The sequence below is a fragment of the Bacteroides parvus genome (assembly GCF_017309675.2).
GTDB classification, from domain to species: Bacteria; Bacteroidota; Bacteroidia; order Bacteroidales; family Bacteroidaceae; genus Bacteroides; species Bacteroides uniformis.
On sequence record NZ_CP084680.1, the window covers coordinates 558,572 to 575,196 of the forward strand.

Genomic DNA, 16,625 nt, shown 5'->3' on the forward strand with positions numbered 1-16,625 from the left:
TCAGCGTCTAAAAATAAATACACCGAAATTATTAAAACGAAAATTCACCGATACCATGACACAAATCTTCAAGAAAACCTTATTAACCAGTCTGGTTCTATTTCTGATGACAGCTTGCTCTGACGATAAAAAAGAACTGAAAATCATCGTAGAACCTACCTCCTTCCATTTTGAACAAACGGGAGGTAGCAGGAAATTCGGTATCACACCCAATAAACCAGCCACTTTCCAAAGTTCGGAAGCATGGTGCAAAGTAACCTCGGAAAGCAGCACTCCCGTACAAGCAATCTATAACATAACCGTAGAACCCAACACCACGCCCGACGTGCGCAACGCCACCATCACCGTCAGCGTAAAGGAGCACGTACAAGAAATCAACGTGGAGCAGGCAGCCTATATCCAAAGCGATGAACCGGAAAAATACACTGTACGCGAGAACCTCACGACTCACCAACTGATTAACGAAATGGGACTGGGCATCAACCTGGGCAACACGCTGGATGCTGTAGGCGACTGGATAGACCCAAGCAGCATTCTCAATTACGAACAAGCATGGGGAAGTCCCGTTATCACACAAGAAATCATTGAAGGATATGCCAAAGCGGGCTACTCATCCCTGCGTATACCGGTCAGCTGGGGCAATCTGCTGTCCGACGACTTCAAGGTGCATCCCGACCTGATGGACCGCGTAGAGAAAATCCTGAACTGGACCCTCGACTGTGGTATGGTGGCTATCATCAATATCCACCACGAAAACGAATGGATTAAACAAGTACCCACCGACAGCAAAGCAAAAGAAAAATTCACTTCCATCTGGAAACAGATATGCGAACGCTTCGAGAAGTACGGCGACCATTTATTGTTCGAGCCAATGAATGAAATCGGGTACGATGAAATTTGGACCCCGTGGAGCGGTAGTGAAGCCGACAAGGCAAAGGCACTGGGATACGTGAACGACCTCAACCAGCTCTTTGTCGACATAGTAAGAAACAGCGGCGGTAACAACGCCAAACGTCATCTGTTGGTGGAAATCTACAACACCAACTTGGAGTATGCCTACGATCCCTTGTTCAAGATGCCGAACGATCCCGCCAATCGACTTGCTCTTACTGTGCATTACTATACTCCCGCAGACTTTGCCATACTGGGTGGAGGTGAGGTTGTCGACTGGGGTGTAGGCCGAGAAAGCTGGGGAACGGAAGCTGACTTCAAGGAACTGAACGACAATATGGACCTACTAAAGAAGAATTGCGTAGACAAAGGAATCCCCGTCATCGTAGGCGAATATTGCGCCGAGTCCAAAAACAGAACAAAGGAAGTGATAAGGCTCTTCTGTGTTTCTGTAACCGAGGCCATCTACTCGCGCGGTATGTGCCCGATGCTCTGGGACACTCCGGGGGGACAATACAACCGACAGACTTGCCAGTTTGACGATCCTCTCTTCTTAGAAGAGATGATGGCTATTCCTGCTAAATATCAACGGAATTAAGTAAAGATTGATAATCAATAATAAAATAAAAAATGAAAAGAATCAGCAGTTGTTTCGCTAGCCTATTGCTTTCTTGTGCGTTGACTGCACAAGCACAGCAATATCAACTGAATTCACCGGACGGGAAACTAATTGTCAACATCGAAGCCGGAAAAAGCCTCAACTGGGCGATTGCCCACGACTGTACTACCGTTCTCTTGCCTTCGGATATTGCTATGCAATGCACGGAAGCTGAGGGAAAGCCCATTGCTTTCACCTTCGGCAAAGATGTGAAGGTGACCAAAGCTACCCGCACTTCCGTCGACACTTCCTTCCCCACTCCTTTCTACAAAAAGGCGAGTGTGAAGGACACTTATAACCAACTCACTCTGAAATGCCGTAACGGCTATAGCATACAGTTCCGCGCCTACGACGACGGAGCCGCCTATCGTTTTGTTTCCGAACTGCGCAAACCTTTCTGCGTGAAGGACGAGATTGCCGAGTTCAACTTCGACCGCGATTACCACGCTTTCGTGCCCTATATTAACGACAATCGCGCCGGCGAGCGTTACTGCTACTCCTTCGAGTCCTACTACGATGAGGCCCCCCTCTCTCGCATGTACAAAGACTCGCTTGCCATTACTCCGCTGATGGTAGAACTGGAGAACGGAAAGAAAGCCGTCATTATGGAAGCCGGATTGTCCAACTATCCCGGCATGTTCCTCACTGCCAACCCACAGATGCCCCACGGAGTGAAGGCAGAATTCGCCCCCTATCCACTGGAAACAGTCATCGGAGGCTATGACCGCTTGAACCTCGTCCCTACCAAACGTGCCGACGTTATCAGCAAGCCCAACAATGCCCCCTACTTCTGCCCCAACGGGCGTCCCACAGGGAAACAGACCTATCCTTGGCGTGCCGTGCTTGTTGTTACCCACGACACACAACTCGCCAACAACGACATGATGCAACGCCTCGCACCCGAATGCCGCATCGCTGACACATCCTGGATTAAACCCGGAAAAGTGGCATGGGACTGGTGGAATACTTGTAACCTGACCGGCGTGGACTTCAAGGCAGGCATGAATACGCCCACCTATAAGAAATACATCGACTTTGCCGCCGAAAACCAGCTGGAGTATATCATCATCGACGAAGGTTGGAGCGGAAAGGAATCATTAATGGAAGACATCAGTCCCGAAATCAATCTCGAAGAACTGGTGGCATACGGCAACCAAAAGGGCATAGGCATCATCCTCTGGGCAAGCTGGCGCAATCTTACGGGAGGAGGCGACATCTCCCCTGCCGTGGAACAAGTTATCAGCCACTACGCACAAATGGGAATCAAAGGTTTCAAAATTGACTTCTTCGACCGCGACGACCAACTCGCCATCTCTTCTACCGAACAACTCGCAGCATGTGCCGCCAAGCATCACATGTTGCTTGACCTACACGGACTGAAACCCTTCGGCATCCAGCGCGCCTATCCCAACATCCTCAACTTTGAAGGGGTGAAAGGACTGGAAAACAGCAAGTGGGAGCCCATCGTGAACGGTGCACCCTTGCATGACTTCCCGCGCTACGACGTTACCGCCCCCTATCTGCGCCAACTCGCCGGTCCGATGGACTATACGCCGGGAGCTATGGTAAATGCTACCCGTTCCCTGTTCCGCTCCGTCAACGACCACCCCATGAGTCAAGGTACACGTGTACACCAGATGGCTATGTACACCGTCTTCGAAGCACCCTTGCAGATGCTTGCCGACAGTCCCAGCAAATACATGAAGGAACAGGAATGCACCGACTTCATCGCCAAGGTTCCCACTACCTTTGACGAAACCATTGCTCTTGATGGTAAAATAGCCGAATACATCACGATAGCACGCCGCAAAGGAAACACTTGGTTTGTAGGCAGCATGACCAACTGGACTCCGCGTAGCTGCACCATCGACCTCTCCTTCCTCAGCGAAGGCAACTACGAAGCCGAAATCTTTGCCGACGGCATCAATGCCGACCGTGAAGCTACCGACTATAAAAAAGAAGTACGCATCGTCACTGCCAAAGACAAACTCAATGTACAACTGGCACCCGGCGGTGGATGGACAGCACGAATTACAAAAAAATGAATCTGAGAAAACTGTTTCTGCCATTGTGTTCAGTAGCCTTGTGCCTGCAATCCTATGCACAAGACAAATCCTTCCTTAAGGATATGCTCTGGTATATAGACAACCCTTCTGTATTTGAAAAAGGACAAGAGGAAGGACACGCTTGGCATATGCCCGAAAAGAGCATGCTACTGAATGGGACATGGAAGTTTTTCTGGTGCGATACACCGGAAGGGATACCTGCACACTTTTTTAACCCCGAATTCCCGGATAAGCAATGGGGCGACATCAAAGTTCCCTCAAACTGGGAAATGCAAGGTTATGGTGACAAGCTGTTCAGAAATGTATCTGCTCCCTTCGGGGTGAATCCACCACATGCTCCCAAAGAGTATAACCCTACCGGACTATACCGGCGAACATTCAAGGTACCTGCAAGTTGGGCAGCAAAAGACCAGATATTTTTAAGGTTCGAGAAAGTGGCATCCGCTTCTTTTGTATGGGTCAACGGTCATGAAGTGGGCTACAATGAAGGAGCACAAGAACCTGCCGAATACAACATCACTCCTTATTTGAAACCGGGCGAAAACACGCTGGCTGTCTGTGTACTAAAGTATTCGGACGGCTATTACCTGGAAGGACAAGATTATTGGCGACTGGCCGGAATCTTTGACGACGTATGGTTGTACGCCACACCTGCTGTCAGGATATTCGACTGGCAAGTAATCACAGAGTTTGATAATACGTATACCGATTCGCAGTTAAGTATTCAGGTAAAAATCAAGGACTACCAAAAGAAGCCAAATGAGAATTATGGATTGAAAGCTTACTTAAAGGATAAAAACGGCAAGATTATCTGTAACTTTTCCGCAGCTCCATTTGAAATGGACGCTGCGGAAAAGACAATACAGTTGCATACCTTGGTACAAGAACCCCGGAAATGGACAGCCGAGACACCCGAGCTTTATACGCTCGGTCTGGAATTATCCAATCCGGCCGGTCTGCAGAAAGACAAGATAGAAACGGTCATCGGATTCAAAAAGACGGAAATCAAAGACGGTGTTTTTTATCTTAACGGTATCCCACTGAAAGTCAATGCACAAAATTCGCACATGCAGCATCCCGAAGAGGGACATGTCATGGACGAAGCCACCATACGCAAGGATTTTGAATTGTTGAAACAGTTTAATTTCAATGCCGTACGTACCTCTCACTATCCTCCGGTGAATAAGTATTTGGAACTGGCCAATGAATACGGGCTTTATATCATAGACGAGGTGGGCGATGAAGCCCATGCCTCGGAATGGATTTCAAGTCTCCCGGAATACGAAGAGATGTATCGCGAGCGATGCCGCAGAATGGTGTTACGGGACAGAAACCATCCCTGCGTCTTGTTCTGGAGCGCAGGAAACGAAAGCGGTGAAGGTATCAACATTACCCACACCATTGAAGAAGGGAAATCGCTGGACCCCACCCGCTTCTGGATGTATGGCGGAAATGCATTCTCCCATCCGGCAGAAGATATTATCGGACCCCGTTACCCTACTCCTATGGAACTGGAAATGCAGGTAGGCATAGGAGAGGATTCCCGACCATCGTTTATGGATGAATACTTATCGGTTGCAGGCAATGCCGGCGGTGCCCTGGACGATTATTGGGAAGCCATCTACCGACATCCCCGCCTGATAGGAGGGGCCATCTGGGATTTTGTAAGTCCGGGACTGACCGAACGGATAAGGCAAGTGGACGACCTTTCGCCCTTCCATACTCCCGCCCATCTGATGGGAAATGCCCGCTTGGTGAAGGAAGGAAAGAACACGGTGCTGGACTTGAACGGTCACGACCAATGGGTAGAGGTCTATCGTGCAGACAATGTGGAGTTGAACAGTAATGAACTGACACTCACTTGCAGAATCTACCCCCGGAAACTGGTAAGCAGTTGCGGCTCATTCATCACAAAAGGCAATTATCAGTTCGGGCTGCAACAACGCGGTAAAGACAAACTGGAATTTTATATCTATACTGATAAAAAGCATTCCGTATGCGCCTCCTTGCCTACTGACTGGGAATACAACTGGCATCAAGTGACGTGCGTCTACGACGGACAGAAAATGTCCATCTATATAGACGGAGCAGAAAAGGCCTCCACACAAGCATCGGGCAATATCCGGAACTTCCCCTACCCCGTCAACATCGGTCGGAATGCAGAAACACACGGCCAAGAGACTTCGGTCTACATCTGCGATGCTCAAATGGACGAAGTCGGCATTTTCGCCAAGGCACTGACTTCCTCTTTTCACCCGGAAGAAGCCGCTCTGTGGCTAGATTTTGAGCAAGAGACGGAAAATGGTACATTCTACAGTTACGGCATCGGTGCACGTACGTACGGCAGCATCTGGCCCGACCGTAGCGTACAGCCCGAAATGTGGCAAATGAAGAAAACCGGACAACCTCTTTCTTTTTCCATGTCGGATGTGACAGAGGGAGTCGTTGAGTTATGGAATCGCAATCATTATACAAATGCTTCCCGATATGCCATACGATGGGAATTGAAAGAAGATGACAAGGTTATTCAATCGGGCGACTTGGCACTCTCAACAGCGCCGCTTAGCCAAGAGCTGGTGCACATACCTTATAAGAAGCCAGCCCTGATTCCCGGCAAAGAATACCGCCTGATGCTTCATGCCGTCCTGAAAAAAGATGAATTGTGGGCAAAAGCCGGACATGAGGTGGCATGGGAAGAACTTGAACTGCCTTGGAGCCTGTCATGCTCTTCGGAAGAAAAGGCTCAAGGCGTACCTTCCTATTCACTTTCGGAGAAAGAATTGGTTGTCTCCGGAGATGGCTTCAAATATGTATTCAACCGTACCGACGGACAACTGACGTCGATGGTTGTTCAAGATATGGAACTGCTGGAATCACCGCTCCGGCTGAATCTTTGGCGTGCCCCGCTGGCCAATGAGCTGGACAACTGGAATGCCTCCAGCGCCCGCTCCTCCAACTGGAAAGAAGGTTACGGATACACGGTAGCCACAGAAATGTATTCTGCAGGGATTGACCGCCTGACACATCAGCCCCTCTCTTTTTCGGTGTCCGAAACCACCGAAGGCGTACATATACACATCATTGATGCGGAATTGATGGGCAAAGGAGAAAAAGAGAAAAAAGACCTCTACATCGAAGGAGTACAGAACAACGGCATCATCAACCACTATGAGTATATTATCAATAGTGAAGGGACGATAGAGATACGCCATGTATTGAAGCCTGAAGGGAAAATGCCGCTTTGGTTTCCTCGCATAGGACTTACGCTGACCGTAAGCGATGCGCTCGACCAAGTGAAATGGTACGGCCGAGGACCGCAAGAGAACTATCCGGACCGGAAAACCGGCTATCCGACGGGGATATATGCCTCTACCGTACAAGCTATGTACGAGCCCTATCTAATGCCACAAGATTACGGATTGCGGACAGATGTACGCTGGCTGCAACTGACCACGGACAAAGGCATCGGCCTTCAATTCAAGATGAACGAATGGTTCAACTTCAACATTTATCCGTACAGCACAGACAATCTGACGAAAGCGATGTATACCTACCAATTGCAGAAGCAGAAAGGCATGACCCTGAATCTCGATTATGCCACTACCGGGGTCGGCTGTACGGCCCGCGGTGTATTCGGTGCTTACAAGGCAATGCCGCAGGAATATCGGAGAACCATCAGCATAAGACCTATGATGAAATAAAAATATTGTATCGGACTGGTAAGATTATGAAAAACAAAAATTACTTTATTCTATTAGTGTTGTTTTTAAGCGCTTTACAAATAAAAGCGCAGTATTCATTCGACAACGTGCTTTATGGTGCAGCCTACTATCATGAATATATGCCCTATGAGCGACTGGATGAAGATATCCGGCTGATGAAAAGAGCCGGCCTGACAGTAGTGCGCGTTGGAGAATCTGCCTGGGGAGTATTTGAGCCGCAAGAAGGAAATTTTGAATTTGAATGGATGGACCACATTCTGGACAAGATGCATGCAGCAGGAATCAAAGTCATCTTGGGAACTCCCACCTATTCCATTCCTGCATGGCTGGCATACAAACACCCGGAAGTGCTGGCAGAACACACCAAAGGAAACAAAGCCTATTATGGAATCAGACAGAACATGGATTTTACAAACCCGACCTACCAATTCTATTGCGAACGGATTATCCGCAAGATGCTGGAAAGATATGCACAGCATCCGGCAGTCATCGGGTATCAAGTGGACAACGAAACAGAAGCGCGCGGAGTAAACAACAGAGACTATTTCTTCGGATTCAGGAACTACATCAAACAGAAATTCAACAATGACCTGAACCTGCTTGCCAAGGAATGGGGGCTGAACTACTGGGGAATGAACATCAATACCTGGGAAGAATTCTATCGGCGCGATGGAGTGACAAGCCCCTCGTACAAGAATGAATGGGAACGCTATAACCGGAAAGAAGTGGCCGATTTCCTGAATTGGCAGTGCGACCTTGTAAATGAATACAAGCGTAAAGACCAATTTGTCACCCACTGCTTTATGCCCGACTTCCATAATATAGACCAAGTGGAAAGTTTCAGGCAGATGCAATATCCTGCCATCAATGTCTATCACGATGTACAGGATAAACAAGACGGCCAGCGCATCGCTTATGCCGGTGACTTCGTGCGCACCGTGGCCGACAACAATTACATCGTCATGGAAACCAACGCACAAGGCATTGGCTGGGATGCCCGCACCCAGTTTCCTCCCTACGACAACCAGTTGCGGCAGAATGTGTACGCACATTATGCTTCCGGAGCCAATATGGTGGAATACTGGCACTGGTCTACCCTGCACTACGGGCAGGAGACATACTGGCGAGGCGTGCTGGGCCATGACCTCCAGCCCAACCGCATATACAAGGAATTCACCACCACCGCCAAAGAGTTGGAAAGAATAGGCAGCCACATCGCGAACCTGAAAAAGAAAAACCGGGCGGCTATCCTCTACAGTCATGATTCTTATCATGCTCTCGGCTTCATGCCCTACACTTACAAGAGCAATTATCCCATTGATATGGTGCATAAAGCCCTCTATTTCCAAAACATAGAAACGGACATCATCCCTTGTGACAAGACAACCGATTTCAGCGGATATGACATGCTTGTCATTCCCCCTTTGTATGTGGCTACCGACCAATTGCTATTAGCCATTGATGAATTCGTACAGTCCGGCGGACACGTGGTAATGATGCACAAAAGCAGTTACTGCAATGAGCACTCCGCAGTTCGGGCCACCTTGGCTCCCGGGCCGCTACGCAAAGCCTGCGGCTTCCATTACCAGGAATTCTCCACTATCGGTGACTTATCATTAAAGGATAACCCCTTTCAATTAGAGGGAAAGAACCAGATAAGCGACTGGTATGAATTCCTGATTCCCGAGACAGCCACCCCGTTGGCTTATGCAGAGCATCCGTTCTTCGGCAAATGGCCCGTTGTCACCGAAAACAAGTATGGCAAAGGCAAACTGACCTACATAGGAGCCTACCCTTCGCAGGAATTGCTGAATGCCATCGTGCGAAAGGCAGCCATCCATGCCGGTATCATCTCTTCAGAGAGCGACGTGTTCCCCATCATACAGCGTTCGGGAATAAACAAAGCCGGAAAAGCCATCCGTTACTTCTTCAATTACAGCAGCGAGAGCAAAGAAATCACTCATAACTATCCGACGTCCAAAGAGCTGATTTCCGGCAAGACTGTAAAAGAAGGAGACCATGTAACATTGCCCCCCTGGGGAGTTCTCATCATGGAAGTTTATTGACCATCAGAAAAAATGAGAAAAAATGAGAAAAAAGATATTTGCCTTTCTATTGCTAAGTGCCCTATATGCCGGCGCCCAAGAAGTTCCGGACTGGGAGAATCCTATTGTAGTCGGCATCAACAAAGAGCCGTATCATGCCACACTGACATTGCCTTCGCAAAAAGCCGATTGCAAAGAAATCAGATCCCTGAACGGCAAGTGGCGATTCCAATGGTCTGCCGACCCGGGAAAGCGCCCGGCCGACTTCTACAAGAATGATTTCAATACCGACACATGGGATACCATCACAGTACCGGGAGCATGGCAATTGCAAGGTTATGGGAAACCTATCTATTCCAACGTAAACTATCCCTTCCAGAAGGATGCACCCAAAGTGACAAGCGAGCCTCCCGCCGAATATTACAGCTACGGGCACAGAAATCCCACAGGCTCTTATGTCACCACGTTCGAAGTGACGCCCGATATGAAAGACAAGTGCCTATACCTTCACTTTGAAGGAGTAAAATCGGCCATGTATGTCTGGGTAAACGGAGAGCGGGTAGGCTACAGCCAGAATTCGATGTCGCCTGCCGAGTTTGACATAACCGAATTTGTGAAGAACGGAACCAATCGTCTGGCAGTGGAAGTGTATCGGTGGTCGGACGGCAGTTATCTGGAAGACCAGGACATGTGGCGGCTTAGTGGAATACTCAGGCCGGTAGAGCTATGGGTACGTCCCCGGACAAATATCCGGGACTATAGGTTCAGCAGCGACTTGTCGGACGACATGCGTTCAGCTACATTCGGAACCGAAATTTGGATAAGAAACCAGACCGACCGCAAAGTAAAAGACCTGACCGTAGAAATAAACCTGGTGGGGAAAGACAACAGAGGAAATAAACTCGACAAAAAAATGGTGGCTCCCGTAGGTACTATTCAGGCCTTTTCTGAAACGAGCGTCACGCTGTCCGAAATGCTCCGGGAGCCTCAACTATGGTCTGCCGAGAAACCGCATCTATATGACATCCACATCAAGCTTCGCAGAAAGAATGAACTTTTGGAATCGTTCGAATACCATTGGGGCATACGGAAAATAGAAATCGCGGGAGACGTCTTCAAAGTCAACGGGAAAGCCGTCAAGCTGAAAGGAGTGAACCGTCACGACTTTCATCCCCGTATGGGATTCTTTGTCGACAGCCGGACGATGGAGAGAGATATCCGGTTGATTAAACAAGCCAACATCAACATGATACGCACGTCCCACTACCCACATCTGCCATTGCTGTACGAGCTATGTGACAAGTATGGAATCTACGTAATGGACGAAGCGAACCACGAAAGTCATGCCTACGGTTTGGGGAACAAAGTATTAGGAGACAACCCTCAATGGACACTGGCCCATGTGGACCGGGCAGTAGCCGTGGTGGAAAGGGACAAGAACCATCCGTGCATCCTATTCTGGTCATTGGGCAACGAGGGTGGAAGCGGTGCCAATTTGCGAGCTATGGCAGACACAATCCGTGCCTTAGACCCCACCAGACCGATATACGACGACACAGACCGCACCGTATCCGATGTCTATGACGAAGCCTATCTGCATCCCGACGCTTTGAAGGAACTTGGCGAGAAAATAACCGACCGCCCCGTATTCATGAGAGAGTATGCCTACGCCATGGGAAATTCCATCGGCAACCTCAAGGAGTATTGGGATGTGATTGAAAAGGACGAAAGTATTATCGGAGCTGCCATTTGGTGCTGGGTAGACCAAGGCATTCCTAAAAAGCTTAACGGTGCACCGTTAAGTTTCGGCGAGAGCCCCTCGTCACTCCCATTACTGCCCGATGAATTCTGGGCGTATGGAGGAGATTTCGGGGACTATCCCAACGACGGTCCCACCGGCATTAACGGGTTGGTATCTCCCGACCGGGTGCCTCACCCCCATTACTATGAAGTACAAAAAGTATATCAATACATCAAGTTTGAAAAGAAGGGAACACAGCAAATCAAATTGACCAACGGGTATGCGTTTTCCGATTTGGATGAATTCGATTACAGCTATGAGTGGATATGCAACGGAAAGGCTGTACGCAACGGCGACCTCCACTTGTCCGAAGGGAATCTGCTGGAGGTACTTTCAAGACCGGATAAGTGTGGGGAACTTTGCCTCAATGTATATGCCACGTTGAAGGAATCCACGACGTGGGCAGAGAAGGGCTTCAAAGTTGCCAAGGAACAACTTACGTATCATGACTATGAATTCCCACAATTGAAGGATGACGGCGGGAAGGCTACATTTAAGGAAACACCCGAAGCGGTAGAAATTATAGCCGCCGATGCCTTGTTCACCATAGAAAAGAGTACCGGTGCTTTAGTGAGTTGGCGAGTCAAGGGAGAAGAGTTGTTGCACAGTGCCTTGGAACCCTATTTTTGGAAACCGGCAAATGACATTCAGGTCCGCAACGGCTACAATGAACGTTTGAGCGCTTGGAAAAATGCAGAGCAAAAACGTATCGTAAAGGCATGCCAAGCAACCGTAAACGATGGTATGGTGATAGTGGATGCCAGTCTCTCCCTCCCCCGGATAGGAGCCGGTTACCATCTCCGCTACACTGTGGACGGCAAAGGCCGCATACAAGTAGAAGCAACCTATCAGCCTGAAAAGGAAGATATTCCGCTGATGCCCAAATTCGGTATGCGCATGAGAATGCCCTCGGCGCTGAATCGGATAGCCTGGTACGGACGCGGCAAGTTCGAGAACTATCCCGACCGCAAGAGCTCCGCTTTCCTGGGAGTCTACGAGTGTGGCATACACGAATTTATCACGAACTACATCGTACCGCAAGACAATGCCAACCGGTGCGATACACGCTGGTTCATGCTGGGAGACAGTGAGCGATGGAAAATACAAGTCAAAGGCCTGCAACCCCTATGTTTCCGTATATGGCCCTACGGGGAAGAAGACCTGGAAGGGAAAGAACATGCGCACGAACTGCCCGAACGCGACTTCATCAACCTGAATATCGACTCTAACATACACGGAGTAGGTGGAAACGACGGATGGGGCGCACAGACCATGAAGCCATACACCATTGACGGCAATCGCTCCTACCGGTATGGATTTATCATGGAGTATATGGACAAAACAGAATAATCCGTTCATCAATGCATTCAAAAAGGGAATAAACATTTTGTAAACAACAATAAAGGTATGAAAAGAAACATCTTTAAAACAATTCTCCTATCTGCCTGCATCCTGCAAGGGGGCAGTGCATTGGCACAACAAGAGAAAGCAGAACCGGGCAAGTTCTCACCCACCTGGGAGTCATTGTCCCAATACGAAGTGCCCGAATGGTTCCGCAACGCCAAATTCGGCATATGGGCACACTGGGGTCCGCAATGCCAACCCGAAGCCGGCGACTGGTACGGTCGTGGCATGTACGAAGAGGGCGGTGCTGCCTACAAGTGGCACTTGGAGCATTACGGACATCCTTCGGAATTCGGCTTCAAGGATGTAATCAACGAATGGAAAGCCGAGAAATGGAATCCGGAGAGGCTGGTAGCCCTTTTCAAGAAAACCGGTGCCCGATATTTCTTTGCCATGGGCAACCATCACGACAACATGGACTTGTGGGACAGTAAATACCAATCATGGAATTCCGTCAACATGGGCCCCAAGCGAAACGTACTGGGCGAATGGGAGAAAGCGGCCCGCAAAAACAAACTGCCCTTCGGTGTCAGCATCCACTCCTCCCACGCTTGGACATGGTATGAAACTGCACAAGGAGCCGACAAGAAAGGCCCATACGCAGGAATCTCCTACGATGCCCGCGTAGTGACTAAGGAAGACGGCAAGGGAAAATGGTGGGAAGGTTACGACCCGCAAGAGCTATACGTACAGAATCATGCCCTGAGCGGACATGCTTGGGTGGCATGGGACTGGCCCGAAGGAACCTCTGTCCCCCCGCAGAGTTACTACGACAACTTCTTCGACCGCACAGTGGACATGATAAACAAATATCATCCCGACCTGGTCTATTTCGACGACAGCGTACTCCCCTTCTGGCCCATCAACGATACGGGGCTGAAAGTCGTGTCGCACTACTATAACCAGAACATGAAGCTTCACAAGGGCAATCTCAATGCTGTAGTCTTCGGAAAGAAGCTGGAAGCCAAACATAAAGAGGCCATCGTATGGGATGTAGAGAAAGGAGTTCCCTCCGAGTGCCAAGACAAAGCATGGCAGACCTGTAGTTGCCTCGGTACTTGGCACTATAACCGCTCTGCTTACGAAGACAACTGGTATAAATCAGCCGAGACCGTCATCCACATGCTCATTGACATCGTCAGTAAAAATGGCAACCTATTACTAAGCGTACCAATGAAAGGAAACGGCACCATCGACGACAAGGAAGAAAAAATTCTGGAAGACATAGCCGCCTGGATGGAGGTGAACGGAGAAGGAATATTCGACACACGTCCCTGGTGTATTTATGGTGAAGGTCCCTCCACAGAAACAGCAATACCTTTGGACGGAGCAGGATTCAACGAAGGCAAGAACGCACCCTACACTTCTGCCGACATCCGGTTTGTGAAAAAAGGGAAATACTTGTATGCCCATATCATGAAATGGCCCTCAGACAGAAAAATACAGATAAAATCACTGGCTACCGGCAGTCCCTACTGCAAAGGAGAAATCGAAAAGGTAGAATTATTAGGAGGCGGAAAGGCAAAGTTCAGAAGAACTTCCAAAGGCTTGCTTATTGACCTTCCCAAAGACAAGACTCCCAATCCTATTTCTTTGGTACTGAAAATCACTAACCGTTAAACTGCTGATATTGTATGAAAAAGAGATTTTTTTTAAGACTATTTGTCCTGCTGATGCTGACATTTTTCATAGCAGAACAAGGCAGAGCACAAACCTACCAACGCACCTCACAAGGCATAAAAAGCACTGTGCAAGGTATAAATATAGATATTAGCTTCTTCTCTCCTGTCACAGTGAGAATCTTAAAATCGCCTGACGGCTGGAAGTATACCAAAGAAAGTTTGTCGGTCATCGGGCAACCGGAAAAAGTAAAACTATCCGTCTCTTCGAAAGGGGGCATATTGACTATCAAAAGCCATCAGCTTACAGTCCATCTCAACGAAGAGACCGGACAAATAACTTTTGCCTCTTCCGATGGAAAATCGCTGTTGCAGGAACAAAATAAAGGCGCACGTTTTGATGATTTCAACGATGCCGGCACAAAAACCTTCAGCGTTTATCAATCGTTCACCTTAGAGAAAGACGAAGCTATTTATGGATTGGGACAATTGCAAAACGGCAAAATGTCGCAACGTAACCAGACCAAACGCCTTATCCAAGACAATCTTGAGGATGTGATTCCCTTCTTCCAGTCCGTCAAAGGCTACGGTCTCTTTTGGGACAACTATTCGCCAACCATCTTCAAAGACAATCAAGAAGAGACATCCTTCCTTTCTGAAGTCGGCGACTGCATTGACTACTACTTCATGTACGGCGAAAATGCCGATGGAGTAGTTGCCCAGATGCGCTACCTCACAGGACAAGTGCCCATGTTTCCATTATGGACATATGGATTCTGGCAAAGCCGTGAACGCTACAAAAGCCAAAAAGAGATTGTTGGCGTAGTGCAAAAATACCGCGAATTAGGTGTGCCCCTCGATGGAATTATCCAGGATTGGAGATACTGGGGAAGCAACTACCTGTGGAACGCAATGGATTTTTTGAACGAAGAATTCTCCGACCCCCCAAAAATGATGGAAGACATACACGGAATGAACGCCCACATTATTATCTCCATTTGGTCAGCTTTCGGACCACATACCAAACCCTATCGCGAGTTGGATAAAGGGAACATGCTCTTCAACTTCCGCACATGGCCCGAATCCGGTTCTGAGAAGTGGCCTCCCAATATGGACTATCCATCCGGTGCCCGCGTGTACGATGCCTACCATCCGCAAGCACGCGACATCTATTGGAAGTACCTGAACGAGAACCTACGTTCTGTGGGTATAGACGGCTGGTGGATGGACTCTACCGAACCCGACCATTTTCACCCCATTCCTGAAGACTTTGACACGCCCACCTATTTGGGGTCATTCCGTAAAGTACGCAATGCCTACCCTTTAATGAGTGTAGGTGGAGTGTACGACCACCAGCGTGCCGTAACTTCGGATAAACGCGTATTTATCCTTACCCGCTCAGCCTTTGCCGGCCAGCAACGTTATGGTGCCAATACATGGACAGGAGATATCACAGCATCATGGGAAGTTTTGGAGAAGCAAATACCTGCGGGATTAAACTTCTCACTATGCGGCATTCCCCATTGGAACAGCGATATCGGCGGATTCTTCCTATGGCAATATCCCTTGATGTTAAATGACCCGGATTATCGCGAGCTCTATGCCCGTTGGATACAGTTCGGTACATTCTGTCCCATGATGCGGTCACATGGGGAAGGTGCTCCCAGAGAAATCTATCAATTCGGCAAAAAAGGCGAGCCGATATACGATGCGATTGAGAAATACATTCGGTTACGCTATAGTTTGTTACCATACATCTACACAACCGCATGGGAGGTAACCGCCAAACAGTCCAGCTTTATGCGTGCCTTGGCAATGGATTTCGCCCATGACCGCAACGTGTGGAACATCCACAATCAGTATATGTTCGGCAAATCCCTATTGGTATGCCCCGTAACCCAACCAATGTATACCAAAACAGTTTCGGACACCATCCGTGTAGAAGATTTCAGTACTGTCAAGTCCATGCGAATATATCTGCCTGAAAATGCTGAATGGTACGATTTTTGGACCGACCAAAAACAATCCGGCGGACAATACATCGTGAAAGATACCCCTATTGACATTTTGCCACTTTATGTGAAAGCAGGTTCCATTCTACCGATAGGTCCCAAAGTACAGTATAGTACCGAGAAGTCATGGGACAACTTGGAAATAAGAGTGTATCCCGGTTGTAACGGCGAGTTCACACTTTACGAAGACGAGAACGATAACTACAATTATGAAAAAGGCATGTACAGCACCATTACGATGAAATGGAATGACCGTGCTCGCATGCTCACTATCGAAAATCGTCAAGGAGAGTTTCCCGGTATGTTGAAAGAACGGAAATTCAACATAGTAACCGTAGATGGCATAAAAAAGACAGTAGCCTATAATGGAAAAAAAGTAACGGTTAAAATGCAGTGATTTCTAAAAA

At 48.5% G+C, this 16,625-nt stretch carries 7 protein-coding genes; all 7 read left to right on the forward strand.

Annotated features, from left to right (window positions below):
- Nucleotides 1-55: 55 nt before the first annotated feature.
- From JXR92_RS02275 to JXR92_RS02305, 7 genes are read left to right on the forward strand one after another with little or no spacing between them, the layout of a single operon-like run.
- Complete coding sequence (locus JXR92_RS02275; protein WP_131225561.1) at nucleotides 56-1,489, forward strand: cellulase family glycosylhydrolase; 1,434 nt, start codon at nucleotides 56-58, stop codon at nucleotides 1,487-1,489.
- 32 nt (nucleotides 1,490-1,521) lie between these two features.
- Nucleotides 1,522-3,594, forward strand: coding sequence for a glycoside hydrolase family 97 protein (locus tag JXR92_RS02280; protein ID WP_138344646.1), 2,073 nt, complete (start codon nucleotides 1,522-1,524; stop codon nucleotides 3,592-3,594).
- Entirely contained in the window at nucleotides 3,591-7,316 is a 3,726-nt protein-coding gene (locus JXR92_RS02285) for a beta-galactosidase small subunit-related protein (RefSeq protein WP_226791245.1), read from the forward strand. The genes JXR92_RS02280 and JXR92_RS02285 overlap by 4 nt, the downstream gene beginning before the upstream one ends.
- A gap of 26 nt (nucleotides 7,317-7,342) precedes the next feature.
- Nucleotides 7,343-9,403 carry a beta-galactosidase gene (locus JXR92_RS02290; RefSeq protein ID WP_008662743.1) on the forward strand — a complete coding sequence of 687 codons (2,061 nt, stop codon included), beginning with the start codon at nucleotides 7,343-7,345 and terminating at the stop codon, nucleotides 9,401-9,403.
- Between the two features lie 22 nt (nucleotides 9,404-9,425).
- Nucleotides 9,426-12,533, forward strand: a complete 3,108-nt coding sequence (locus JXR92_RS02295; RefSeq protein ID WP_138344648.1) for a glycoside hydrolase family 2 TIM barrel-domain containing protein — start codon at nucleotides 9,426-9,428, stop codon at nucleotides 12,531-12,533.
- A gap of 57 nt (nucleotides 12,534-12,590) precedes the next feature.
- Complete coding sequence (locus JXR92_RS02300; RefSeq protein WP_138344649.1) at nucleotides 12,591-14,207, forward strand: alpha-L-fucosidase; 1,617 nt, start codon at nucleotides 12,591-12,593, stop codon at nucleotides 14,205-14,207.
- A 14-nt stretch (nucleotides 14,208-14,221) separates the two neighbouring features.
- Entirely contained in the window at nucleotides 14,222-16,615 is a 2,394-nt protein-coding gene (locus JXR92_RS02305) for a glycoside hydrolase family 31 protein (RefSeq protein WP_138344650.1), read from the forward strand.
- Nucleotides 16,616-16,625 lie beyond the last annotated feature (10 nt).